The sequence below is a fragment of the Pseudoalteromonas sp. XI10 genome, assembly GCF_001469895.1.
In the GTDB taxonomy this organism is placed as follows: Bacteria; Pseudomonadota; Gammaproteobacteria; order Enterobacterales; family Alteromonadaceae; genus Pseudoalteromonas.
On record NZ_LOPY01000051.1, the window covers coordinates 19925 to 44736 of the forward strand.

General features: G+C 41.3%; 22 protein-coding genes, 1 pseudogene and 1 riboswitch. Of the genes and pseudogenes, 7 read left to right on the forward strand and 16 right to left on the reverse strand.

All coding sequences use genetic code 11. The features are described 5' to 3' along the window. Position 1: 1 nt before the first annotated feature. The 3 genes from AUR67_RS14320 to AUR67_RS14330 form a co-directional block, all read right to left on the reverse strand. Positions 2-1678, reverse strand: a complete 1677-nt coding sequence (locus AUR67_RS14320) for a DUF1566 domain-containing protein (protein ID WP_058585798.1) — start codon at positions 1676-1678, stop codon at positions 2-4. Between the two features lie 113 nt (positions 1679-1791). Beyond that, the gene (locus AUR67_RS14325; RefSeq protein ID WP_054560926.1) at positions 1792-2124 is read right to left on the reverse strand and encodes a hypothetical protein; all 333 of its coding nucleotides are present in this window, start codon (positions 2122-2124) and stop codon (positions 1792-1794) included. A gap of 33 nt (positions 2125-2157) precedes the next feature. Then, positions 2158-2865 (reverse strand): DUF2982 domain-containing protein, encoded by a 708-nt coding sequence (locus tag AUR67_RS14330; RefSeq protein ID WP_058585799.1) that lies wholly within the window; start codon positions 2863-2865, stop codon positions 2158-2160. A 241-nt stretch (positions 2866-3106) separates the two neighbouring features. On the opposite strand from AUR67_RS14330, the gene AUR67_RS14335 reads away from it, so the two are divergent. From AUR67_RS14335 to msrA, 3 genes are all read left to right on the forward strand, one after another. Further along, on the forward strand, positions 3107-4159 hold the full coding sequence (locus tag AUR67_RS14335) for an efflux RND transporter periplasmic adaptor subunit (RefSeq protein ID WP_058585979.1): 1053 nt from the start codon (positions 3107-3109) through the stop codon (positions 4157-4159). Between the two features lie 3 nt (positions 4160-4162). Beyond that, a complete protein-coding gene (locus AUR67_RS14340; protein ID WP_058585800.1) occupies positions 4163-7261 on the forward strand; it encodes an efflux RND transporter permease subunit in 3099 nt (1032 codons plus the stop codon). Between the two features lie 84 nt (positions 7262-7345). Beyond that, positions 7346-7879: a peptide-methionine (S)-S-oxide reductase MsrA gene (msrA, locus tag AUR67_RS14345; RefSeq protein WP_058585801.1), complete on the forward strand. Its 534-nt coding sequence runs from the start codon at positions 7346-7348 to the stop codon at positions 7877-7879. Between the two features lie 148 nt (positions 7880-8027). Here msrA and AUR67_RS14350 read toward each other — a convergent pair whose 3' ends face one another. The 3 genes from AUR67_RS14350 to AUR67_RS14360 form a co-directional block, all read right to left on the reverse strand. Further along, complete coding sequence (locus AUR67_RS14350; protein ID WP_058585802.1) at positions 8028-9881, reverse strand: TonB-dependent receptor domain-containing protein; 1854 nt, start codon at positions 9879-9881, stop codon at positions 8028-8030. Positions 9882-9914: 33 nt separating this feature from the next. After that, positions 9915-10069: riboswitch (cobalamin riboswitch) on the reverse strand. A 165-nt stretch (positions 10070-10234) separates the two neighbouring features. Then, the gene (locus tag AUR67_RS14355) at positions 10235-10474 is read right to left on the reverse strand and encodes a hypothetical protein (protein WP_054551105.1); all 240 of its coding nucleotides are present in this window, start codon (positions 10472-10474) and stop codon (positions 10235-10237) included. Positions 10475-10617: 143 nt separating this feature from the next. Beyond that, a complete protein-coding gene (locus AUR67_RS14360) occupies positions 10618-11100 on the reverse strand; it encodes a YajQ family cyclic di-GMP-binding protein (protein WP_054551104.1) in 483 nt (160 codons plus the stop codon). A 158-nt stretch (positions 11101-11258) separates the two neighbouring features. Here AUR67_RS14360 and AUR67_RS14365 point away from each other — a divergent pair, with 158 nt between their 5' ends. Together AUR67_RS14365 and AUR67_RS14370 are read left to right on the forward strand one after the other, a co-directional pair. Continuing rightward, a complete protein-coding gene (locus tag AUR67_RS14365) occupies positions 11259-11609 on the forward strand; it encodes a VanZ family protein (protein WP_055021578.1) in 351 nt (116 codons plus the stop codon). Further along, positions 11602-12495, forward strand: a complete 894-nt coding sequence (locus AUR67_RS14370) for a ketopantoate reductase family protein (protein ID WP_058585803.1) — start codon at positions 11602-11604, stop codon at positions 12493-12495. Before AUR67_RS14365 ends, AUR67_RS14370 begins: the two co-directional genes overlap by 8 nt. Before the next feature lie 114 nt (positions 12496-12609). On the opposite strand, the gene thiI is transcribed toward AUR67_RS14370, so the two are convergent. Together thiI and AUR67_RS14380 are read right to left on the reverse strand one after the other, a co-directional pair. Continuing rightward, entirely contained in the window at positions 12610-14067 is a 1458-nt protein-coding gene (gene thiI, locus AUR67_RS14375; protein ID WP_058585804.1) for a tRNA uracil 4-sulfurtransferase ThiI, read from the reverse strand. Positions 14068-14175: 108 nt separating this feature from the next. Continuing rightward, positions 14176-14829, reverse strand: a complete 654-nt coding sequence (locus AUR67_RS14380) for a TetR/AcrR family transcriptional regulator (RefSeq protein ID WP_054560933.1) — start codon at positions 14827-14829, stop codon at positions 14176-14178. Between the two features lie 216 nt (positions 14830-15045). Between AUR67_RS14380 and coaD the strand changes: the two genes are divergently transcribed. Together coaD and AUR67_RS14390 are read left to right on the forward strand one after the other, a co-directional pair. Next, entirely contained in the window at positions 15046-15528 is a 483-nt protein-coding gene (coaD, locus tag AUR67_RS14385; RefSeq protein WP_058585805.1) for a pantetheine-phosphate adenylyltransferase, read from the forward strand. Then, complete coding sequence (locus AUR67_RS14390) at positions 15525-16901, forward strand: capsule assembly Wzi family protein (protein ID WP_058585806.1); 1377 nt, start codon at positions 15525-15527, stop codon at positions 16899-16901. The genes coaD and AUR67_RS14390 overlap by 4 nt, the downstream gene beginning before the upstream one ends. 10 nt (positions 16902-16911) lie before the next feature. Here AUR67_RS14390 and AUR67_RS14395 read toward each other — a convergent pair whose 3' ends face one another. The 8 genes and pseudogenes from AUR67_RS14395 to argC form a co-directional block, all read right to left on the reverse strand. Next, complete coding sequence (locus tag AUR67_RS14395; protein ID WP_058585807.1) at positions 16912-17445, reverse strand: hypothetical protein; 534 nt, start codon at positions 17443-17445, stop codon at positions 16912-16914. Positions 17446-17953: 508 nt separating this feature from the next. Beyond that, positions 17954-18484: a hypothetical protein gene (locus AUR67_RS14405; protein ID WP_058585809.1), complete on the reverse strand. Its 531-nt coding sequence runs from the start codon at positions 18482-18484 to the stop codon at positions 17954-17956. An 18-nt stretch (positions 18485-18502) separates the two neighbouring features. Then, entirely contained in the window at positions 18503-18709 is a 207-nt protein-coding gene (locus AUR67_RS14410) for a hypothetical protein (protein WP_058585810.1), read from the reverse strand. 250 nt (positions 18710-18959) lie between these two features. Beyond that, positions 18960-20824, reverse strand: a pseudogene (gene argH, locus AUR67_RS14420) (argininosuccinate lyase). Between the two features lie 53 nt (positions 20825-20877). Then, a complete protein-coding gene (locus AUR67_RS14425) occupies positions 20878-22080 on the reverse strand; it encodes an argininosuccinate synthase (protein WP_054551091.1) in 1203 nt (400 codons plus the stop codon). A gap of 9 nt (positions 22081-22089) precedes the next feature. Beyond that, on the reverse strand, positions 22090-23010 hold the full coding sequence (locus AUR67_RS14430; protein WP_054560941.1) for an ornithine carbamoyltransferase: 921 nt from the start codon (positions 23008-23010) through the stop codon (positions 22090-22092). A gap of 7 nt (positions 23011-23017) precedes the next feature. Further along, complete coding sequence (argB, locus tag AUR67_RS14435) at positions 23018-23779, reverse strand: acetylglutamate kinase (RefSeq protein ID WP_054560942.1); 762 nt, start codon at positions 23777-23779, stop codon at positions 23018-23020. Then, the gene (gene argC / locus AUR67_RS14440; RefSeq protein ID WP_058585812.1) at positions 23779-24789 is read right to left on the reverse strand and encodes an N-acetyl-gamma-glutamyl-phosphate reductase; all 1011 of its coding nucleotides are present in this window, start codon (positions 24787-24789) and stop codon (positions 23779-23781) included. The genes argB and argC overlap by 1 nt, the downstream gene beginning before the upstream one ends. Positions 24790-24812: the final 23 nt, after the last annotated feature.

Consider the following 24812-nt stretch of genomic DNA (forward strand, 5'->3'; position numbering starts at 1 on the left):
ATTACTCTCCCGGCGTTCTAACTAAGCGCACAAAGGCGGTATTACTTTTCGGATACGCTAAATCATTAGCTGTACTCATATCGATAATATAAGCTTGCGATAAACTCGTACCATCTGCCGCTGTTTGCGAAGTCCAATAAGGCATAAATGAACTGCTACCGGTACTTAGCTGAGTATCACTTGGTTGATTAGGGAAGAAATCACTATTAAGCAATGTAGACTCACCTTGCTTGGCATAATCTAATAACCCTAATAACTCGGTGTAAGTTGGCACACGCCAATTTGTACCACCGCAAAAATCGCTGCTGTTCACATCATTAATGTAAGTTTGCAGGCCACAGTCACTGGTGCTTGGGCAAGTAGAGCCGGCAGCCCCTTGCACACTACCCGTTTGCACACCACTTGAACCATTTAAATACCAGGTATAATGGTTTGTTGCTGCACGATCAGCTGTCGACGGTGGTAATGTTGAACTGGCTTCTTTTACTTCCCAAATAAGGCCCGTCACGTTATCGCGTACACAACTAAAGCTGGTCGCATCATCAGGGAGTTCGTCGGCAAATTCATTCATTTTAGTAAAATCAAACGCTAAGTCGCCCTGACCTACTTTATCTAGTTGGTTTGCGACACTATCACGACCTACATCGGCGTCTTGGCTTGGGAAGTCTTCGCTGTCACAATTAATTTTTTGTGAGTTGTTATAGCAATCACTCATGCCTGTATCGTTAATTAAACCAAGTGGTTTTGGGCTAATATCAATTATCACAGTATCTGTGTCGCTTCGCGATTTACTGTCAGTCACGGTAACTTCTAAACTAAGCTCAGAATCGGTATCAACATCAGGGGCTACAAACGTCGTGATACACTGGTTCTGGTTTGCCAAGGTCACAGTTTCACCTGTTAATTGCTCCCAAAAACATGACTTTGTTGCTGTCACAATTTCACTATTGCTGGCATCAAGGGTTACGGTATCAAACTCAATAACCTGCTGATCTTCACCTGCATCCGCAATAATCACTTCAACGGTTTTGTTTAAGGTAAACGATGCTTCAGTGCTTGCTGAGCCACCTTCATCATCCGTTACAGTTAAACGCCATGTCATCGCTGTATTTGATTCAAGTAGTGGGTGAGTAAAGCTAATGGTTTGATTGTTGTAACTGTCAGCCGTTAAATCTGGGCCATCAAGTTGAGTCCACAAGTAACTGTCAACTGAGCCGTTTTCATCAATATCAACAGACTCTTCGCCACTTAATGTGATCACATCATTATATTGTGATGGCAATTCTTCTGGAGCTGTTTGCGTGATCACTGCAACAGGCAGTTGATTATTTGATGTAATAAAAATACTGACCTGATCGGAAACAAGTTGCCCATCGGTTTGATAATTCACTTTTAAAACAAGTTCAGAGTCGAGTTTAATATCTGGAGCGGTAATGGTTTGTTCTGCGCCCTCTGCTGGAAAACCTTCTAGTGCAGGGCCACTGACTCGCTCCCAAGTAAAGGTGCCATCAGCTGGGGAGCCTTGGGCAGAGACAGTAAATTCACTTTTTTCAATAATTTGCTGATCGGAGCCTGCATTAACTGTTGCTGCGACTGGGTTCGAATCACTCGAACCACCACCGCCGCCACAGGCTGTTAATGTCGTTAATGCAACTAGGGTAAGAGGCACTAATCTCATGTTTACCACCTTAAAATGCAAAGTCGGTCATGGCCGACTGCCAAATAAGAAAGTCGGTCATGGCCGACTGCCAAATAAGCTAATAACAAGCAATTAAAGTGCCAGACTAGGAATTATAAATAACTATCTTGGTGAATACGTACGAAGAGCTTAGTGCCTATTTTACTGTAATCAACTTTGTACTCTCTGCCATCAAGGGCTTGAATAAACAACAAACGTTTTTCTTCTGCAAATACATCTGGGCTTGATACATACACCATCTCTAAGTAGCGCTCTTTGGCTTCACGACGGTTTTTTGGCAGGTCTTCTTTAAACGGCTCTAAACCGTTTTGAGTAACTTTAATGCGTGGATGGTTCTCACCATTCACAACCACTAAGTCGAGTTTTTTATCTTTATGTATAATTGTGTTTCGACCGCTTTTAATAAAAGAACGTTCTTGACTCATAGCCTTTTCCTACTACTTACTGCCACCTATAGCTTACTTTTTCTGTAAGCGAGTCTCTATAAACTCACTAGGATTCAGTTTCCAACGATTCAAATCAGCACTAAATTGCCAAATATCAACATCAAGTACATTGGCAGGCAATAATAAATCGTATCCTGTCAACTGCCTTAAATGCTGCGTACGATTGGCAAACATGGCAATCAATCCTTTGTAAACCTGACCACTTGGGGCAGTGTAGTCCGTCTCTTCTATTAACCATTTTGATGGGCAATCACCATTTTTGCAATGTTTTTGAATAACTTGCATAAATAGATGACGCTGCTCTATTAGTAATCGTCCGGCAATTCTTGGGTGAATCTGTGTTAAAAATTCATCTATGTTATTGAGTTTAATACCAACTGCATTTAACTCAAGATATTCTAAGCCCTGTTCCACTTTTGGTATACCACTATGATGAAAATTAGCATGATTTAGCTGCCAATTCCCAACTTTGTGATGATAAATAAGTAAATTCTGAGTAAATGTTAGGCTAAAGTATGGTTCTTGAGTTTTTAAAAAGCCAATAAAAATTGCCGCTATGCAGGTTGTGGCTAAAAAAATCTCAACAATGCTAATTTCACCGGGCCTCAATAGGTTAACTAGCATAATAATGATTAACCCAATACCACCAACAATTAAAAACTCACTGCCATGGCGGGATGCTTGTGCGCGCACTCTAAGTGCAGGAGGTTTCTTATCCATAAACAGAAAAGTAAAAAATAAACATCACAATTGTGACCAAAACTATCTTTCTAAGCGTTAAACAATAATTACATTTTGGCTCTTTACCCATACTAAAACCTCTCTTTTAGTCACAATAAAGGAACAAACTAGCCGAACTTTTAACTTTTACGCCAAATGCACAAATTTATGAGATACCTGACATACGGGGCACGTACTAATTTTGTACACTACACTCAACTAATTTTCTGGTAACACGATGATGTATTCTACACAATCTGGTAAAGCACTTTTTCCTTTTATTATTACCCTTTTACTAGGGTTATGTATTTATTTGTATTTACCTTCAAGCCAAGGTGAGCAAAGCAACTTTGGCGACCGTGCAACTCAAGTGACAGCGCACACTGTTACAGCCGAAGAAAATGCGGTGCTAATAGAAGCAATTGGTAGTGCTCGTGCTAACCAAGCTATTTATATTCGCAGTGCACAAAACGATTATGTTACCGATATCTTTTTCAATGATGGCGACTTAGTCAGTAAAGGTCAAAAACTGGTTCAATTGCAATCTCAAGAAGAAGAGTTAGCAGTGAAAGAGCTAAGCATTAATTTACGTGAAGAACGCCGTCAACTTGAACGCCTTACTGAGCTATCTCGCTCACAGGCTACGGCTAAATCATTACTAGAAGAGCAGCTATCTCGCGTTGACGCAACCGAAGCACAACTTGAAAGCGCTAAAACAAAACTTGCCGAAATGACGATTAAAGCACCGTTCACAGGTTTACTTGGTAAGCGCGAAATTTCAATTGGTACTTATGTTAGCAATACTACAAACATCACCACCCTTGATGATATCAGCATCATTAAAGTCGACTTTAAAGTACCAGAAAAATACCTAGCGCAGTTACAGCTAGGAATGAAAGTGATGACGCAAAACGATGCTTACCCTGATAAAACCTTTAACGGTAAAGTGACGCATATTAGCTCGCGTATCGATTCAGTCACTCGTAGCGTTGAAGTTACAGCAAGCTTTATCAATGAAAAAGGCCTATTACGCCCAGGTATGCTGTTAAACACCGCATTAGAGTTAAGCTCAAACCAAGCGCTAATGGTACCAGAGAAAGCCGTCATCCCTCAGCAAGACAAACACTACGTGTTCCAAATTGAAGATGGCGTTGCTAACAAAGTCGAAGTACATGTGGCGGGTCGTCACAATGGCTGGGTAGCTATTGATAAAGGCCTTGAAAATGGGCAGCAAGTCGTGACTGAAGGCATCATTAAGATCCGTACTGGCAGCAAAGTAAGTATCAAGGGCTAAACCATGAAAATTACTGATACTAGCGTTAAACGCCCGGTCTTTGCGATCGTAATAAACCTGTTGTTACTTACCTTTGGTTTGGTGGCATTTTCTATGCTACCACTGCGAGAATATCCAGATATTGAAACACCGATTGTCAGCGTTAGCACAGATTACACCGGTGCCAGCGCAGAGATAATTGAAACTAAAATCACCCAAGTACTCGAAAACCGCATTTCAGGTATCGAAGGCATTAAAAGTATTAACTCATCAAGCCGAAATGGTCGCTCAAATATCACTATTGAGTTTAATATCAGCCGCGATATTGATGCCGCATCAAACGATGTACGCGAACGTGTAGCCCGTGCCCTTGATAGCTTACCTGAGCAAGTTCGCCCGCCAGAGGTCTCTAAATCAAACAGTGATGAAAGCCCAATTGCCTGGTTCGTACTAAACAGCACTACCATGGACTCATTACAGTTATCTGATTATGCACAACGCTTTATTGTTGACCGATTAGCGGTTGTTGATGGTGTCTCTAATGTACGCGTTGGTGGCGAGCGTAAATACGCAATGAAAATTTGGTTAAACCGTAAAGCGATGGCAGCCCGCGGTATTACCAGTAGCGATATTGAAAACACCTTACGCACTGAAAACGTTGAACTACCTGCCGGTGAAATCGAATCTATCGACCGTGATTTTACAGTACGTACCGCGCGTAGTTATAAAGATCAGCGAGACTTTAGAAACCTAGTAATCAAGCGTGGCGATGACGGCTATTTGGTACGTTTAGGTGAAGTGGCTGATGTTCACTTAGAAGCTGCTGACGATGAAAGTTTATTCCGTGGTAATGGCCGTAATATGATTGGCTTGGGTATCGTCAAGCAAGCCAAAGCCAATACGCTAACCGTGGTTGATAATGCCCGCGCAGAGCTTGAAAAAATTAAGCGTAACCTGCCAGAAGGCACCACCATTCAAGACAGCTATGACTCATCTATTTTCATCAAAGAATCAATTGATGAAGTATACAGAACCCTTGGGATTTCAATGGCGCTAGTTGTCTTGGTTATTTACCTATTTTTAGGCAATATCCGCGCAACCCTAGTGCCTGCTGTAACCGTACCAGTGGCCTTAGTGGGCAGCTTTATGTTCTTGCTGGCTATGGGTTACTCAATCAACTTGTTAACTCTTCTGGCACTCGTGCTTGCTATCGGTTTAGTAGTAGATGATGCGATTGTAATGCTTGAGAATATTCACCGCCGTATAGAGCTGGGTGAACCACCACTGCTTGCAGCGTTTCGTGGTGCCCGTGAAGTTGGCTTTGCGATTATTGCCACCACACTCGTACTGATTGCGGTATTCGTGCCACTAGTGTTTATGGATGGCCGTATTGGTGCCCTATTCACAGAATTTGCGATGGCAGTAAGCGCCGCAGTGTTCTTTTCTAGTATTACGGCATTAACACTTTCTCCGGCACTCTGCTCAAAAGTATTAAAAGCTTCAGAAAAAGAAAGCAAGTTTAGCCAGTGGATGGATAGAACCTTTAACAAAATCGAAAATGCCTATCGTAACTCGCTGGCTTCAAATATGGGCCGTAAGTGGAGCTTGCTACTGACTATGATTTTGGCTGGTGTTGCCAGCTTTATGCTGTTTCAAAAAGTGCCTTCAGAGCTTACTCCAAAAGAAGACCGCGGTACTTTCTTTATCATGATGAGTGGCCCAGAAGGCGCAAGTTATGAAAATAACGCTGCAAACATGGCTAAAATTGAAGAACGTTTAATGCCTTACTCTGAGTCTGGTGAATTGAGCCGAGTGCTTGTTCGTGTACCTGGCTGGGGTGGTCAAGGCGGTGTTGCTATCATTGGTATGGCCGACTGGGATAAGCGTAAGCGCTCAACCTGGGAAGTAATGGACGAAATCAGCGGTAAAATGACTGAAGTGACCGATGTGCGTGCGTTTGCAATTATGCGCCGTGGTATTGGTGGCGGTGGTTCATCTCGCCCGATTGAATTTGTACTGCAAGGTAACGATTACGACCAACTAGCCGATTGGCGAGACCGTATTATTGAGCGTGCTGAGAAAAACCCAGGCTTGGTAAGAATCGATCATGATTACAAAGAAACATTCCCGCAGTTTTTAATCAACATTGATAAAAACAAAGCCGCTGATTTAGGGGTTTCTGTATCGGATGTAGGCCGCACACTCGAAACCATGTTAGGCCAACGCCGCGTAACGACCTTTATCGACCGTGGTGAAGAATATGATGTGATTTTAAAAGGCACCAAAGAAGACTTTGCTAACCCAACTGATATCTCAAATATCTATTTAAAATCACGCAGTGGTGAATTAGTGCCGCTAGATAGCTTAATTAGCTTAAAAGAAGAAGCCACTGCATCGCGTTTAAACCGTTATAACCGTATGCGCGCAATTACTTTAAGTGCGAACTTAGCAGATGGTTATACCCTAGAAGAAGCGCTTAACTTCTTAAATCAAGTGGCAGCGGAAGAAAACGACATCGACGGTGCAATCGACTACAAGGGTGAATCTCAGCTGTTCTATGAAGGTGCATCGGCAATGACTTATGTATTCATACTAGCACTGACTGTGACCTTCTTAGTACTCGCAGCACAGTTTGAAAGCTTTATTCACCCATTTGTGATCATGCTTACTGTGCCACTTGGTTTAGTGGGTGCACTATTTGGCTTGTGGTACACCGGACTTACTCTGAATATTTACAGCCAAATTGGTATCGTAATGCTGATAGGTTTAAGTGCGAAAAACGGTATCTTGATTGTTGAGTTTGCAAACCAGCTGCGCGATAAAGGCGTTGAGTTTAACGAAGCGATTAGCCAAGCTGCGACACAACGTTTACGCCCAATTATTATGACCTCACTAACCACAGTGATGAGCTCGGTACCGCTAGTTCTTGCAAGTGGCCCAGGTGCAGAAAGTCGCATGGTAATTGGTGTGGTGGTATTTACAGGTGTTATTGTTGCAACCTTACTTACCTTATTCGTAGTACCTGCAGCATACAGCGCACTTGCTAGAAATACCCAGTCGCCTGAGTACTTGCAAAGCAAGTTAGAACAACAAGCAAAAGACAAGCCGTTAGAAGAAATTTAAACAAGCTTAAGCTTTAACAAAACGCCGTCTTTACGGCGTTTTGTTTTTTCGGCTATAGTCAGCAAAACGGTAAGGGAGTGAAATATGGATAACAACATACAAATCGCCACTTTTGGCGGCGGCTGCTTTTGGTGTATTGATGCCGCATTTAGACGCGTAAAAGGCGTGCTTAATGTCAGTTCTGGCTATGCTGGCGGTGAGATTGAAAACCCAAGTTATCAACAAATTTGTACCGGCTTAACGGGTCACGCTGAAGTTGTTCAGCTCGATTTTGACAGCAGTATTGTAAGCTATAACACCCTACTTGAAATGTTCTTCACTTTACACGATGCCACACAGTTAAACCGCCAAGGTAATGATGTCGGCACCCAGTATCGAAGTGTTATTTACTATCATGATGAAAAGCAAAAAGCAGAATCTCAAGCCATGATTGATGCCTTACAAAAGCAAATTCGTGAGCCGATTGTCACCGAGCTTAGCCCGCTTACAAACTTTTACCCTGCAGAGCAGTACCATCAAGACTATTACAATGAAAACCCAAATCAAGGTTATTGCAGTATTCTGATTGCCCCTAAGATTGCAAAGTTCGAACAGTATTACGCAGATAAACTAAAATGAAAAAAGCCCGCTAAGTAGGTAGCGAGCTTTTAGACGCAGAACTAATAATAACGCTGAGCTTGTTTTAACTTAAGACTAATGACATCAACGGGCAAATTAATGTCAATTACTAGCTATAAGTAAACAACTCAGCTGACTTTAAGAGTTATTAGAACTGATAGCGGGCACCTACAAACAGGCGACGCTCGGCCGTGTTGTAGTAATAAAATTCGTCGTTGATGTAATCACCATCTAGGTCTGTACCATAGGCATCAACGGCGTTGTACTCTTTATCGAATAGGTTTTCTACACGTAGTGACACAGTTAAGTTGTCAGTTACTTGGTAGTGACCTACTAAATTCCATAACGTATACGAAGGTAAGTGCGTTAACTTGCCATCACGGTCACCACGGTATTGCATATCGATACCGGCATCAAAATCCCCCCATGCTTTGTTTAATGACCAATTAACACTGTGATTTGACACATAGGTTAGTGACTGACCAGTCTCAGTATCTTCTGCTGAAAGATAGGTAAAGTTAAAGCTGTGATCAAAGCCAAACACTTGGTTTTTAAAGCTAAACTCAACACCTTCGTGGCGAGCTTCGTTTATATTGGTTGGGATCCACTGCCCTGATGCATTTGGTGCCCAAGCGATTTTGTTATCGATTTCGCTGCGGAAAATCGCAATATCAAGGCTGATATCATTCACATTGAGTGATAAACCAAGCTCTTGGTTATCTGATGTTTCAGGATTTAACTCTGGGTTACCTGAGCCTGGGTAATATAAGTCATTAAATGTTGGAGATTTAAAACCCGTACTTTGACTTACGCGGAATGTAGCGATGTCATTTAAGTGATAGCCAACAGCTGCGGTGTAAGTTGTTTCATCACCAAACTGCTGATCATCATCTTGGCGAACGGTTAGGTTTGCCAGCACTTGTTCGTCGTCATAATAAGCGCCAACAAACGCAGCGAATACTTCACGGCTGTCTTTTAAGTAAGTACCAGAGTTAGTGTTCACTTCATCTTTATACCAATTCAAACCGCCACTAAGAGTCAGAGCTTGATTGAAAAAGTATTGGCCATTGTAATCGATTTGCTCACGCTCAGTTTCAAACTTATCGACCACCGTTGCGCCTGTGTAATCAATACGTGAGTCATCTGAACTATCACTTGATATTGCAATATCAATGGCATGGCTGTGTTTTTCGAAAGCTTTTTTCCAACCTAGTGAAGCTTGGTAATTTTCGAATTCGCCTTTTTCTACAGTGCTGTCTACAGGGCTATAAGCGCTATCGTATTTTGCTTCGCCTTCTGAGTATTGTGCTTGCGCTAAAAACTCACCTAACTGCTCATTTTGATAACCTAGATTAAAGCCAAGGTTTTTGTTCTCGTAGCCGTCTTCATCTGGGGCTAAGCCTTGCAGAACATCAAATCCATCTGTTTTTTCATAACCGGCATTAACGGCAACATCAACACCCGCAAACTGGCCACCTGTCGCTACTTGGTACTCTTGGTAAGAGTCTGAGCCAAAAGTAACATCTAAGGTCGTATTTTGTGCTTTACGGGTAATGATATTAATCACACCAGCTAGCGCATCAGAACCATATACAGCAGCACGTGAACCTTTAATTACTTCAACACGCTCAATACTGTTTAAAGGAATATTGCTAATACTTTTATAGCCAAGTGTTGCAGAGCCGGTGCGTACACCATCAATTAAAATAAGTGTATGACGAGAACTTGCACCACGTAATGAAACACCTGAGCTTTGTCCAAAACCACCATTGGCATTAATTTGAAAGCCTGCTTGGGTGGCCAGTAAGCTTGGTAAGTCACGAACATAGCTTGCTTCAATATCAGCACGGTCTATAACAGTAACGCTAGCTAATACATCATTAATTGATTGTTCGAATTTATTGGCAGTAACTGTGATGTGCTCGATTGATTGCTCGTCAGCAGATACAGAAAAAGACAACGCAGCAGCAACCGCTACGCCTAACGCAGATTTATTTAGCATGATATCCCCTAGCCTGTGCCCACCGCACACGCGAATAGTAAGTTACTTCAAGGCCGGTCTCCGGACTCTGTAAATGCATGGCATATACATTACCGTTGCGGGGGCAGTGTTGGCATTGTTTTCTCCCTGAAAACGCACCGACTTCCCGATTATCTTGCGACTATTTCACCCTTTGAAATAAAACGTATCAGAAGATACAGCAAGCACCTTGAAAATAGGCCGTTATTGTGATGATTTTGGGGAAGAAAGTCAATGGACGGCTATACTGCTAAAATAAAGTTTTAAGCTTTAAGCTGTAAGCCGAAAGTAAAAAAGCCAATCAGCATGGCTGATTGGCTTTTATAAAACAATGATTACCAGAAATACTCATGAGGTTTCGAGTTTCCTAACGGAAAAACAATTCCTTCTGGGTCAGCACCATTCAGCACAAGCTTACAAAGAGCTTTATTTAAACGTCTTCTTGGCTTGGTCATCGTCATTTTCACCCACCAACTTGGTGTTTGTTGGTAAAAATAAGTACTGTGTGGGCCTGTGTATTTTCTGTTTATTTTACCGTGTTTATTACGATCTATTGCTTTGTTTTTTACTGACATAAATATCCTCTAGCTGAAAATAGCTAGAAGATATCTTTTTCTCTGTAACCTAATATTTGTCTCAAAATACGCTCCTTGTAAAGTTCAGAAACTTGTAGGCTTATAGCTTAAAACTTACAGCTTAAAGCTAAAAACATAGAGTATTAATCGCGGAAGTTTTTGAACTGGAATGGTTGACCTAAATCAGCAGTACGAACAACTTGCATTGCTTCTTGTAAATCATCACGCTTTTTACCAGTTACACGTAATTCTTCACCTTGAATAGCAGCTTGTACTTTGATCTTTGAGTCTTTGATTAACTTAACGATTTTCTTCGCTACGTCTTTTTCAATACCTTGCTTAAGAGCAACGTCACGCATTACGTATTTACCGCTACGCGACTCATCTTTAAGCTCAAGGCTAGATACATCTAAACCACGCTTTGAAATTTTCGCAGCAAGAATATCAAAAAGCTGCATAACTTGTTGTGGTGCTTCTGCTTTTAACTTAATTACTTTGTCACTTAGTTCGATTGATGCATCAACACCACGAAAATCAAAACGCGTCTCTAGTTCACGCTTTGCATTATCTACTGCATTCTGCGCTTCGTTCATTTCTACTTCAGAAACAATATCAAATGAAGGCATGGGGTTCTCCTAACATAGTCTTTTTTAAATTCATTTATGGTTGGCAATTATAACGCTTATTTATAGATTCTTTCTATTTTTATCCGACTTGTTCAGGTGCGATGCAAAAATTGTTTGATATACTGGCCATTCAATTTCGGCATTATTTAGGGTTTATTGTGACAAGGCGTGTTTACCAAGTTATCTTTTTAGCCAGCATTATTGGCTTTACAATTTTATTTGCCAAAGAAATTAAAGGGGTGAGCAACCTCTTTCCACACGTTGATAAAGTGGCGCATTTTGGTATTTTCTTTGTACTGGCCATGGTGATGGATAAAGCCTTTAAATTGCCACTTATGGTGCAAATTTTACTGTTAGCCGGATATGGTGCAGCCATAGAGTTTATGCAAGATATGCTGCCTTATCGTCAAGCTTCGGTTGGGGATTTTGTCGCTGATTTTATCGGTGCTGTAAGTTACTTTATCATTAAACTTGGTTTTCATTTAGGTAGTAAACAACGTAATGGCTAACATTTTAATTGTTGGCGACGGTGCGATTGGCTTGTTGTTTAGTCATTTTTTATCTGCGCAACATGACATTACATTACTGACCCGTAAGCCGACCCTGACCACGCGTTTTTATCAAGCGAGTAATGGTAAATCACACCCAATTAAAGCTCGCCTTATTCACCACAAAGAGCTAAGTCAATCCGCCCCCTTTGACTTGGTGTTAATAACAGTAAAAGCATTTCAGGTGCAAACTGCCTTTGGACAAGTAAAACCTTACCTCAGTAAAACATGCCAAATCGTTCTTTCTCACAACGGCATGGGGAATGTTGATGAACTCAATACCCAGCTTTTAAACACGCAAGGGTTAGCGTTTTTAACAACGCGTTTAGCTGGTTTCAAAACAACGCCTTATAGTGTTAGCCATACAGGTAATGGCGAAAGCGTGTTAGGTGCATGTAATGCAGCTGCAAGCGAAAACCTCGGTGAACTTAAGCAGCAGTTTAGTTACTTACCACACTTTTCAGTGAGCGATGATATTCACTCATTGCGATGGCAAAAACTGTTAGTGAATATTGCTATTAACCCGTTAACAGCGATTCATAACGTAAAAAATGGCCAGCTACGTGCACCGCAATTTAGCACGCGCATAATCAATTTACTTAGTGAAGCGTGTCTGGTTGCCAATAAACAAGGGGTTAAAGTAAAACTCAGCGAGGCGCTGGATCAAGCCTATTCTGTGATGACAGCCACCGCTGAAAACTTTTCTTCTATGCAGCAAGACATCAGCCATAATCGAGAATCAGAAATTGATGCAATTTGTGGTTATGTGTGCGAGCAAGGCGCTAAGTTAGGGGTAAAAACTCCCTATAATCAGGCCATGCTGAGCATGATAAAAATAAAAAGTTAGCGAGCTGCTAGTTACTAGGGTAAATAGGAAAGTTTCAAGGGGAAAGGGGAAAGTTCTCGTAATTATTTCAGGCATTAAAAAAGCGCGAACATGTCGCGCTTTTATTACCATCCCTTACGGACGATACACTTTTACGTTGCTAAAGCCTTCTTCGTGCAAGATCAGCGCTTGTAGCTGGCTCATCACACCTTTAGCACAATATAAGTAATATTCTTTATCTTTTGGTAAGTCACCAAATTTAGTCGCTAAGCGGAAGAAAGGTAAATGTACAACTTCAATACCTTCAAGCTCTAATGGGTTTGCGTCCTCTTCTTCAGGTGAGCGAATATCAACAACAACCGCTCCTTCAGGTAAATCAGATACAGACTCAGCTTCTTTCACTTCTTCTTTTGCTTCGGTGTCAATATCGCGAATATCCATCACACGCGCATTTTCAACAACTGTATTTAGCACGTCGAAGTCAAACTTAGCTTCTTCGGCAAGAATAGTTTTGATTTTAGCTTTAACTGTTGGCTTTTTAGAAATTACACCACAGTATTCCGGCATGCTTTCTGCCATCTCAGCCGTGCCGATTTGACGCGCAATATTGATAATATCTTGCTTGTCGTGTTGGATTAACGGGCGAATGATTAAAGTTTCCGTCACACGGTCAATCACACTCAAATTAGCCAGTGTTTGGCTTGATACCTGACCAATACTTTCGCCAGTTACCAATGCTTGTACACCTAGTTTTTCTGCAACTTGGCTACCGGCACGCATCATCATACGCTTAAGCACAACACCCATTTGGCTGTTTTCAACGTTTTCTAAGATTTCTGCTATAACAGGTTCAAAATCAACAGTAACAAACTTCACTTTATGAGTAGAGCTGAACTGTTTCCAGATATAATAACTGGCCTGCTTAACACCGATTTCGTGCGCAGCACCACCTAAGTTAAAGAACAAGAAGTGAGTACGTGCACCTTTACGGATCATTTGATAGCTTGCAACACCAGAGTCAAAACCGCCCGACATAAGCGATAATACATCTTCTTGTGTTGGCAACGGGAAGCCCGCCATACCTAAGTGAGTTTGAGTAACAATGTATGCTTTATCATCACGTACTTCTAAGCGAACAGTTACTTCAGGGTGAGATAATTTAACGCGCGCACCTTCAACATGCTGGTTTAAACCACCACCTACGTAGCGCTCTACATCGCTCGATGTGAAATCATGCTTACCAGAACGTTTACAACGCACACAGAATGTTTTGCCCGCAATCGTATGGCCGATTAGTTCAAGTGCTTTTTGGTAAATATCGTCGATTGAGTCGAAGTCTGTTTCTGTTACTTCAATAAACTGTACGATACCTGGAATGCGTTTTAAGCCATCGATAATATCTAAGCGAACTTGCTCAGAGTCTAGCAAGCTAACAACAGAGATATTGTCCCAGTTGTTTCTTACCTGAACTTTTTCGTCAACACGACGCAAAACGATCTTAATGTTATTTTCTAATAACTTGGTAAAACGCTTACGAACAGATTTACTCTTGATCGCGATTTCAGGGTGTAATTTGACGATAAATTTAAGCATAGTTCACTCTTAGACTGTGGATTTCACACGCCCCGAGGTATAGCAACCTCAAGGGCGCGCGATTATAACAAAAATTATAGCGTCTAGGAAATAAACTGCTTTGCGGGATTATTGTTCGCTTTGCTCTGTTTCAGCAAGGGCTAAATACTTAGCTCTTAATTGGTTAACTTGCTCTAGGTGTTGCTCAGTGCAATGAGCTTTTAATAGCAGTAATACTTTTAAAATACCGTTATAAATATCAGCTCTGGCAAGTTCACCACTTAAGCGACGAGCTTTGATGTAAGGCGTCCAAAAGCTCACGGTCATTTTAAGCATATGCGCAAGTTCTGTAACATCTTCGTCTTCAATGCAAATAACACCACCTTCACGTAATGCAAACAGCACATCTTTGACTTGCTCTAAAAGCTCAGCCTGAAACGCAATGTAGCCTTTTTTCAGCTCTTCATCACGAGATAAAATATCGCCTAAGTTGTCGTAGAAAAACTGAAAACGCCACATTAATTCAAACAGTGAATCTAGATAACCGGCTAGATTCTCTAGCGCATCATCATCAGGCGTCAAAGGCTTAAAGTGTGTGTGTAAGTGGTCGCTATACAAAGCAAATATATGGCGAATAATATCTTCTTTATTTTTAAAGTGATAATACAAGTTACCTGGGCTTATCCCCATATGCGAAGCGATATGATTGGTTGTTATGGCACGCTCACCGTGGCGATTAAATAACTCGATGCTGGTGTGTATGATCTTGTCCTTTGTGCTCATAGCATAATTACTCTGTTTTTATGATTATTACGTTCCCCAGCCGAGCAGTATAAACAAATGCGCGGCAATTAAATACTACCTTGAAAAATATTAACCTCAATCGGTTTAGTACCTTATATAGGTGAAGGTTCCTAATCCGATACGCGTATTTTCTAAGCTGCATAGTCGAGAAAACACTGTTAATATAGCAGGCAAATTTATAAATCGCTGATAGTTATGAACGTTACTGCAATCTATCCGGGCACTTTCGACCCACTTACAAATGGCCATACAGACTTAATTCATCGCGCGGCAAAAATGTTCGATAAAGTAATTGTTGCCATTGCGCATAACCCAAGTAAACAACCCTGCTTTACCCTTGATGAGCGCGTTGAGCTTGCTAATAAAATTTTGGCGCATCTTGATAACGTGAATGTAATTGGTTTTTCAGGCTTATTAGCTGATTTAGCTCGCGACCATAATGCCGAAGTGCTTATTCGTGGTATTCGTGCGGTGTCTGACTTCGACTATGAATTTCAGTTAGCGAATATGAATCGTCGCCTGAACCCAGATCTAGAAAGTGTATTTTTAACACCGGCAGAAAAAAATTCATTTATTTCATCGACTCTCGTCAAAGAAGTCGCACGTCACAATGGCGATGTGAGCGAGTTTGTTGACCCTATTGTAGCCAAAGCCTTACAGGATAAAATTCACGGATGAAATTAAAAAATTTCATTAGCTTAACTGCATTACTAATGATCTCTGCACCAAGTGTTGCTGGGCCATGGATAGAAAGTGACGACCCTTTACTTCGCGCTTCAATCGAAATTCTATTTAACCAAGGCATTATCAAACAGCCTATTAATAGCTACCCATTAATGTGGCAAGGTATCGCACGCGACCTAGACGTTGCCAATACCAGCCAACTAGATGAACGAAGCTTATTTGCCTACCAGCATGTTAAGCATGCCCTTGATAATGCTAAACAAAAAAGCAGCTCAGGTATTCGCCTAAACTACAACAGCGAACCTCTCGCTCAGCAAGGGTTTGGGAAACGCCACCAGCAAGAAAGCGGTGTAAATAGTTATGGTTCAATCACAGGAAAGCGTGTTAGCGCTAAAGTCAGTGTAAATTATGCCGATGACGCCCTTGATAAGCAGCATGTTACTTACCAAGATAGCTATTTAGCCGTACTCCTGGGTAATTGGTCACTTAGTGCGGAGCAAGTAAGCCATTGGTGGGGGCCAAGTAACGATAACGCCCTACTACTATCAAATAATGCGGCGCCCATGAAAGGCGTGCGCTTTACCAGAGCGAATACACAATATGTAGGCCCAAGTTGGTTATCATTTATCGGTAACTGGCAGTTAACGGGTATCTACGCCAAACAAAAGCCATATTTAAATAACTCAGATGACGGTGACTTTTGGGCGCTCCGATTTGCAAGCACCCCATTAACAGGCCTTGAAATAGCAATTAACAGTGCAGGCTCTGATTATTTAACTAACCTAGAGATTGACCCTGTTACACTCGAAAGCAATGAATCAACACACCGTTTAACTAGCTTAGATGTTAAGTACTCAACCACTTTAGCAGCTCAACCAGTGGCATTTTATGCTGAAGTGATGGGTCGAAATGAAAGTGGCTTAGCACCGAGCGAGCCATTTTATACGCTGGGTGTTGAAAGCTATTTTGGCTCGAAAGAGAGCCTATTAAAAAGCTATTTTGAATACTCAAATACAGAGCAAACTTGTGAGCAAATTAGCGATTGCGTATATGGCTCTGGTAGCTATACACAACGCTCGCGCTTAATTGGCAGCTCAACACCACTACAAAGTAAATCGGCTATCCTTGGCGCCTATTACCACACTCTAAATGGTTATGGTGGCCATGCTAAGCTTCGTTGGATTGAAAGCGAAACAACACACGCTGAGCTCGCATCAGATATGAGTCAGCTGCAGTTAGAACTCGGTTATCAACAATCTGTGTTTAATGGCTTGTGGAAAGTGACAGGGCTTATTTCAAAGGATGAAATAGGTGATGAGTCAGAAACAAATACGGCCCTTAGAACCAGTTGGGAATATCGCTTTTAACTAATTGAGGTCAAGCAGGTTCAGCTTGACCTCGAACTTTCCTGTATAGCTTCGCAAGCCCTAAAAAATCTTTATTACTGAAAAGTGCGATGAGCATCATTGCATCCATAATATTGACAGTAACCGTATAAAAGCCCCATAACCACCACTCTTCGGTATTCTCAAGTATATTAATATCTATATACATACTGATAAAAAGAGAGCTGTTAATTAATAAACCTAATAACACATAGAGTTTTGCAGGGTAACTAACGATCGATTTACCTTTAGATATCAGCAGTATTGCACCAATACAGGTGAGATCTAGAGCTGTCCAAACTACATAGGCAGTTGCATAACTCATCGACTCTATCTGGAAAGTAGCTGAAGTTAGTGGATCTGAGGCTAAATAAGACAAAAACATTGTTAGCGAAATCCACATTAAAGTTTTATCACCATTGGGAACTATTGATTTACTAACCATGTTATATAGGAAAGCCATCAGAAATCCCCACATAATAAATGTTGCTAGATAAGCACTTACATACTTATGAAACTCAGCCAAAGCTTTTCACCTTTTCTTTTGAATAATTCATGCATACAACACGATGAAGCTTTAGAAAATCCTTATTAAAAAGCAACACGAGAATCATAGTGACATCTACAGTGTTTACGCCAAATGAGTACAACGTCCAAAGAAACCATTCAGATTTGTTTTCGTATATAAAAATATCGATGTATATCGATAACATTAGGATGGAATTGAGAGTAAGTCCGAAGAGGATATAAGTTGTTCCGCAAAAGTTAGCTACCTTGGCACAATACATCCAAAATAAGACTACAGCTATAGTGAGTAAGTCAAAGTAAAACCAGTTCAAATAACTATAAACAGAGAGTTTAACGAAGCCGCTGATGAAGTATGAAATCATCATAATAAAAGATAAAACAAGAACTCTACTATCTGTTTTATTGATATTAACCGCTAAGTTAAATAAAAAGGCCATCAAAAAGCCCCACTCTATGAAGGCCCCTAACAAGTCCCCCAAAAAAGCATCTATATACATCTTTAAGTTCTATAACTGCTTTTGAAGTTGTTTTGACTTACCTGTACGTAAAAAGCGGTTCTTTAACGCATTTAGACCCAAGATATCTCTATCAACGATGAGTGCGATAATCATCGTAAAATCGAGTAAGTAGACGGTGAACGAGTAAAAGTCCCATAAGAACCAAGGACTTACATTACCAGTAATATGTAAATCATAATACATCAATAATTGAAGTATCGTATTTGAGCAAAGTACAAAAATTACATAGGTAAATGCTGGTGACTTAACACCCTTAATAAAGTAGGTACAACTAAAAATTACAGCTAGGGTAATTACATCATAGATAGCCCAACTAAGGTAGACACTTGAATTATCGAACCAAGAGAATAGATGATCACTTGTAAAGTATGATGCAAAAACAACGAGCGATAGCATTAACAGAACATTATTTCTTTTAGCATTTGCAATCCAGAGAAAGGCATTAAAAAAAAATGCCATCATTAATCCCCATACAACCATTGCAGGAAGAGATAAACCAAAATGTTCTGTTAAATACATCTTTTACTCATAGTGTAATTAATTTGGGCGTTTATCCGGATCTAATACAATGATACCACCGCGTTGGATTTCAGCACCGCCAGATAAAGCCATGGCTTCACTTGATAAAGTTACTGTATCAGATTGCAGGGTTTTATTACTAGTAGTTTGTTCCAAAGCAGGCTTTGTTTGTTGCATTTGGCTGTAAGCTTGCATTTGCAATTGGCTATTGTTTGAAACTTGCATAAGTTAATTCCTTTAAGTTAATTGTTTTTTCAGTACAGCTTACAATAGCTTGCAAGCTGAGTTAAGCGTTCTCATTTTTTTGACGCTTTTTTATACTTCATCGCGACGTTGCCACCGCGCGGATAATAAAAGCAATTAACGATCCAACTTTTATAAATTTTGGTCTTTTTGATCATAAAAGTCAGCAAATCTAAATTTCAGGCATAAAAAACGCACAGGGGTAACCGTGCGTTTTTCTCATCCAGGGAATTTAAGCCACGTGTTTACACGGGATCACCGCGCTATTACTTGGCTTTAAAATATATTCCATTGCCACTTCATCGCAGTTCTCTTTGCGAAGGCAAAGCTCACAATCTTTGATCACTTTTTCTGGCAAACTGTCTTTGCTACAAAAGCTAAAACCTTGGCTTGCAAAAAACTCTGGCACTCTTGTCAGGACAATTACCCGACTAAGCGCCAAGCTTTTGGCTTTTTTTAGCAAATGTTCAACAAGTTGACGCCCCTGCCCGGCAATTCGTGATTCGGGGTCTACCCCGAGCGAGCGAATTTCAGCAAGGCCAGTGTCGTAAATATACAGCGAGGCACAGCCAGCAACTTGGTTTTCAACTTCTGTAACAGCAAACTCATTAATTGAGTGAATCATGTCGCTTTTAGCTCGTGGTAGGTTTTCACCTACCGTAGCCCAATGCTGAATAAGCTTAGCGATGGACTCAACATCATTTAAGGTTGCATCACGTACCGCTATTTGCTGTTTTTTTTTGCGTATTTGATGGCACTTGTTACTTGCTCAACAGAGGTGCCACCCAGAGCTTGCCTTGCTTTAATACAGGCATCTATTTCTAATACAGGATATACATCTGATTCGAAAATGCTATGCACTGACTTAAATTGCTCTAAACTTAAATCTTCTAAGTTATTCCCTTGTGCAATAGCCATTTGCACGAGCGTACCAACAATGTGGTGACCTTCTCTAAATGGAATACCTTTAGCCACTAAATAGTCAGCAAGTTCAGTCGCATTTGAGTGACCACCTTTTGCAGCTGCTAATGTTTTATCTGCATTAACTTTAATACCTTTGATACACGCTTGCGCCATATGAATACATGCCAGCCAAGTTGGCATCGCATCAAATAAGCCTTCTTTGTCCTCTTGCATATCTTTATTGTAAGCAAGTGGTAGCGCTTTAAGTGTCATCATCATGGCACTGAATGCGCCAAAAACGCGGCCAGTTTTACCACGAATTAACTCTAGTGCATCTGGGTTTTTCTTTTGCGGCATTAGTGAAGAGCCTGATGTTACCCCATCAGAAAGCTCAATAAAGCCCGCTTCACCCGAGTTATAGAAAATTAAATCTTCAGCCATGCGTGATAAGTGGATCATCGAGATCGATGCACAGCTTAATAGCTCAACTACAAAATCACGGTCAGATACGGCATCAAGGCTATTGCGTGTAGCACCGGTAAAACCTAACCCTTCGGCAAGAGTTTGCCTATCAATTGGGTACGCAGTTCCGGCCAATGCACCGCTACCAAGTGGGCAATAATTCATACGGTTTTTGGCATCACTTAAACGGCTTTCATCACGTTCAAGCATTTCAACATAGGCCATACACCAATGACTAAATAACACAGGTTGTGCGCGCTGTAAGTGTGTGTAACCCGGTAAAATAGTGCCAAGCTCACGCTCAGCTAAGGCAATAAATTCACCTTTAAGTTCTGCGATTGCTTCAAGAATATGCTCAGCTGTATCACGACACCACAAGCGGAAATCTGTTGCAACTTGGTCATTACGACTACGACCAGTGTGTAACTTTTTAGCAAGGTCACCCACTTTATCAATCAGTGCTGATTCAACATAAGAATGAATATCTTCATGCCCTGCTACAGCCACTGCTTGTGGGTTCGCTTTAACTTCATCTAACAGCTTATTAAGTGCAGCAACGAGGTCATCGTATTCTTGCTGGTTTAAAACGTTTACTTGTTTTAACGCTCCAGCCCAAGCAACTGAACCAATAATGTCTTGCTCTGCAAGTTGATAATCAAAAGGAAGTGAATCGTTGAATTGTTTAAACGCTTCATCTGGACCCGTAGAAAAACGTCCGCCCCATAATGCCATTGAACTGTCTCCAAATTCGGCTATTGCCCTGCTATTGCAGGGCAATAATTAAATTACTTTTTCGTTAGTGCTGAGATTCTGCTAGATAGCGAGAATAAACGAATGAAGCCTTCTGCATGTGATTGGTCATATACATCATCTTCGCCGAAGGTTGCGAAATCTTCGCTGTATAAGCTATTCGGTGATTTTTTCTGTACCGCCGTGACTTGGCCTTTATAAAGCTTAAGCACTACTTCACCCGTTGCTAACTTAGACAGTGATTCAGCACCTGCAAGAATCGAGTCTTTTAATGGCGTAAACCAACGACCGTCATAGACTAAGTGAGAGAACTCGCCACCAAGTACTTCTTTCCATTTACGGCTTGATTTATCTAGTACAAGCTCGTCAATCGCTTGAAGAGCAGCCATGATCACAGTGCCCCCAGGTGTTTCATAACAGCCACGCGACTTCATACCCACTAAGCGGTTTTCTACGATATCAACACGACCCACACCATGAGGCGCAGCAATGTCATTTAATTTAACTAAGCAGTCATATGGTTTAAGCGATTCACCATTAACAGCAACCACTTCACCTTCAACAACGTTTAATGTTACATATTCTGCTTCATTGGGTGCTTGCTCTGGCGAGTTAGTCCAAGTCCACACTTGATCACTTGGTTGGCACCATGGATCTTCAAGCTCACCACCTTCGTGAGAAATGTGCCAAGCATTCGCATCACGGCTATAAATTTTTGTTGCTGATGCAGAACACGGAATATTACGCTCAGCTAAGTAATCAAGTAATGATTCACGGCTTGATAAGTCCCACTCACGCCAAGGTGCAATCACTTTTAGATCTGGTGCAAGGGCTGCAAAACATGACTCAAAACGTACTTGGTCGTTACCTTTACCAGTACAACCATGTGAAAGCGCATCAGCACCTACTTTACGTGCAATTTCAACCTGCGCTTTAGCAATGATTGGACGCGCCATAGACGTACCTAGTAAATAAGTGCCTTCGTAAATAGAACCCGTTTTTAAAGTTGGGTAAATATAGTCGCTAACCATCTCGTCTTTTAAGTCAACGATATGGCATTCCGACGCACCTGAAGCTATGGCTTTTTCTTCAACGCCTTCAAGCTCTTCTGCGCCTTGGCCAACATCAGCAACAAACGCGATTACTTCACAGCCGTAGTTTTCTTTTAACCATGGCACGATTGCCGATGTATCAAGACCACCAGAATAGGCTAATACGACTTTTTTAATTGAACTCATTGGTGTTCCTTAAACAAAATTTGGATTTAATAATGTGACAAGTAGAGCATTTTGCGCGTGCATACGATTCTCTGCTTGTTGAATAATTTTTGATGCTGGGCCATCCATTACCTCAGAGGTAATTTCAAACTCACGATGCGCTGGCTGACAATGCAGTACCGTTTGCGCACCCGTTTTCTCTAGTAGGGCTTGGTTAAGCTGATATGGCATATATTTAGCTTTAACCTGCTCAAGCGGTGTTTTATCACCCATTGAAACCCAGGTATCAGCATAGACTGCATTTGCGCCAACTGCCGCCTCAATTCTGTCACTCACCATGACAGAGGCACCATTCATTGCTGCAATTTGCTCTGCTTGCTTAAGAATTTGCGAATCTGGCGAGCTACCTTTAGGACAAACTGCAACAAAATCAGTGCCTAAAGTAGCGGCTAATAACATTAGAGAGTGTGTGACGTTGTTACCTTCACCTAAGTAAGCAAGCTTTAGTTTACTAACATCGCCATGCACTTCTTGCAGCGTTAAAAAGTCAGCAAGCGCTTGGCACGGGTGATATAAGTCACATAAGCTATTAACAACAGGCACCGATGAATATTCAGCAAGCGTAGTCAGTGTTTTGTGCGCATTCACGCGAGCAACAATGCCATCAGCCCAAGTTGAGATATTAAGAGCAAAGTCTTTAACCGATTCACGAGCGCCCATGGCACCATTTTGTGAATCTAAATAAACTGCGTGACCACCCAGTTTATTAATACCAATATCAAATGATAAACGAGTACGTAAACTTGGCTTTTCGAACAATGTAACCACTGATTTGCCCGCTAATGCTTGGCTGAAGTCTGTTGGGTTTGCTTTAATTTTTTGCGCTAAGTTTAGTAATTTAAGTGCGCCTTTTTGGTCTAACTCAAGACCATTTAAGAAATTCTTTAACATGAAATACCTATGGTGTAATTTTCGTTCCTACATGTTCGCCTTTTAATAAAGCGACTAAGTTCTCTGGCTTCAGCCAGCTTGAGATATACACACCACGTCGTAAATGTTGGGCAGCAAGAAGGCTGGTCTTTACTTTGACCTCCATCCCGCCCTGAATGACTCCTTCAAGGATAAGTGTTTCGATTTGCTGCGTATTAAGTTGATGTAGAGGCTGCTTATTGGCATCAAGCACAGCTTCTACGTCTGTCATAAAAATAAGTTCTGCATTAAGCTCTTTAGCGATAGCCGCTGCAGCTTCATCTGCATTGACGTTGTACCATTGGCCATCTTCCCCAAAGCCAATAGAGCTCACTAGGGGTAAACGACCTTGTTCAAGCATGCTAGGTAGCACGCTGTCACAACTACCCGAACATTGACCTACTTGCGCCAATACTTTAAGTTTTTCAGATACCAGTACACCCGCTTCATAAAGGCTTAAACCAACAGGTTTGTGGCCAGCGCTGATTGCTTGGCTCATCAATTGTTTATTGGCACAACCGGCAAGAGCACCAACAATATATGGCATTTGCTCATTTGGGCTGATACGTAAACCTTGATGTTTTGCAGTTACAAAGCCGGCGTCTTTAAGCCAAGCATCAACCAAGGCTCCACCACCATGAACAATCACAAAGTTATCTTGTTGCTCAGAGGCTAAAACATCAAAAAGCGCTTTTGCGGCATCTGCGCTATTTAACACAGCACCACCGACTTTAATGATCCAAGTTTTCATTACAGCGCTCCTACTAAGCCAGTATGGTGAGGTTCACCCATGGCTAAATTAATACACTGTAATGCTTGCCCAGCAGCACCTTTTAGGAGGTTATCAATCGCTGACATAACGATGAGTTGCTCACCTTTTTGTTGCCATGCAATATCAACAAATGGCTGTTTAGCCACGCCTTTAATGCTTGGAATTTTATTGCCAAGTAAACGAATTAACGGCTCGTTTGCTAATACTTGATAAGCCGCATTCACTTGCTCTGCAGTTACGCCTGGTTTTAATTGCACATAAATAGTTTCTAAGATTCCACGGGGGAAGTTACCCAAATGTGGTGTGAATAGCACAGGGTGACCAAGATGCTGCTCAATCTCAGGTGTGTGTCTGTGGTTAAACAAACCATAAGGAGCAAGTGACACTTCGCAAAAGTGCGTATTAACACTGGCTTTTCTACCAGCGCCTGTAACACCTGACACCGCATTAACAATAATGGCTTGATCAGCTAATAAACCCGCTTCTTTAAGTGGTTTTAAAGAATTAAGTGCAGCTGTAGGGTAACAACCCGCAACAGCAACAAGGTTTGCTTTACTAATCGCATCGCTATTCCACTCTGCTAAACCATATGCTGCTTGCTCTAAAAGCTCAGGATGTTCATGTGCGAAACCGTAATAAGTTAGGTAATCCTCATTCCCAGCTAAACGGAAACCACCAGATAGGTCGAATACTTTTTTACCCATGGCTAAAAATTGGGGAGCAAGATCAACACTGACCTTGTGATCTGTACACAGGCATACATAGTCAGCATTGCTTTCAATATCTTTGTACGCTTCAGCAGTTAGAGGTTGTAGTGGATACTCTAACAATCCAAGGTGCTCAGGGTATAAATCGCTTAATAACTTACCTTTATCTAAACTCCCTTCAGACACATAACATGCTTGTAGGGTCAGTTTTGGATGCTTAGCAACTAAACTTGCTAGCTCTGCGCCGCTATAACCACTTGCGCCAATAATCACTACATTCATTGCTTACTTTTACCTATTAAATC

What these genes read in the sequence shown, in the direction of transcription:
- AUR67_RS14320 (WP_058585798.1), bottom strand. Translation starts at nt 1,678, where the DNA reads ATGAGATTAGTGCCTCTTACCCTAGTTGCATTAACGACATTAACAGCC.
- AUR67_RS14325 (WP_054560926.1), bottom strand. Translation starts at nt 2,124, where the DNA reads ATGAGTCAAGAACGTTCTTTTATTAAAAGCGGTCGAAACACAATTATA.
- AUR67_RS14330 (WP_058585799.1), bottom strand. Translation starts at nt 2,865, where the DNA reads ATGGATAAGAAACCTCCTGCACTTAGAGTGCGCGCACAAGCATCCCGC.
- AUR67_RS14335 (WP_058585979.1), top strand. Translation starts at nt 3,107, where the DNA reads ATGTATTCTACACAATCTGGTAAAGCACTTTTTCCTTTTATTATTACC.
- AUR67_RS14340 (WP_058585800.1), top strand. Translation starts at nt 4,163, where the DNA reads ATGAAAATTACTGATACTAGCGTTAAACGCCCGGTCTTTGCGATCGTA.
- msrA (WP_058585801.1), top strand. Translation starts at nt 7,346, where the DNA reads ATGGATAACAACATACAAATCGCCACTTTTGGCGGCGGCTGCTTTTGG.
- AUR67_RS14350 (WP_058585802.1), bottom strand. Translation starts at nt 9,881, where the DNA reads ATGCTAAATAAATCTGCGTTAGGCGTAGCGGTTGCTGCTGCGTTGTCT.
- AUR67_RS14355 (WP_054551105.1), bottom strand. Translation starts at nt 10,474, where the DNA reads ATGTCAGTAAAAAACAAAGCAATAGATCGTAATAAACACGGTAAAATA.
- AUR67_RS14360 (WP_054551104.1), bottom strand. Translation starts at nt 11,100, where the DNA reads ATGCCTTCATTTGATATTGTTTCTGAAGTAGAAATGAACGAAGCGCAG.
- AUR67_RS14370 (WP_058585803.1), top strand. Translation starts at nt 11,602, where the DNA reads ATGGCTAACATTTTAATTGTTGGCGACGGTGCGATTGGCTTGTTGTTT.
- thiI (WP_058585804.1), bottom strand. Translation starts at nt 14,067, where the DNA reads ATGCTTAAATTTATCGTCAAATTACACCCTGAAATCGCGATCAAGAGT.
- AUR67_RS14380 (WP_054560933.1), bottom strand. Translation starts at nt 14,829, where the DNA reads ATGAGCACAAAGGACAAGATCATACACACCAGCATCGAGTTATTTAAT.
- coaD (WP_058585805.1), top strand. Translation starts at nt 15,046, where the DNA reads ATGAACGTTACTGCAATCTATCCGGGCACTTTCGACCCACTTACAAAT.
- AUR67_RS14390 (WP_058585806.1), top strand. Translation starts at nt 15,525, where the DNA reads ATGAAATTAAAAAATTTCATTAGCTTAACTGCATTACTAATGATCTCT.
- AUR67_RS14405 (WP_058585809.1), bottom strand. Translation starts at nt 18,484, where the DNA reads ATGTATTTAACAGAACATTTTGGTTTATCTCTTCCTGCAATGGTTGTA.
- AUR67_RS14410 (WP_058585810.1), bottom strand. Translation starts at nt 18,709, where the DNA reads ATGCAAGTTTCAAACAATAGCCAATTGCAAATGCAAGCTTACAGCCAA.
- AUR67_RS14425 (WP_054551091.1), bottom strand. Translation starts at nt 22,080, where the DNA reads ATGAGTTCAATTAAAAAAGTCGTATTAGCCTATTCTGGTGGTCTTGAT.
- AUR67_RS14430 (WP_054560941.1), bottom strand. Translation starts at nt 23,010, where the DNA reads ATGTTAAAGAATTTCTTAAATGGTCTTGAGTTAGACCAAAAAGGCGCA.
- argB (WP_054560942.1), bottom strand. Translation starts at nt 23,779, where the DNA reads ATGAAAACTTGGATCATTAAAGTCGGTGGTGCTGTGTTAAATAGCGCA.
- argC (WP_058585812.1), bottom strand. Translation starts at nt 24,789, where the DNA reads ATGAATGTAGTGATTATTGGCGCAAGTGGTTATAGCGGCGCAGAGCTA.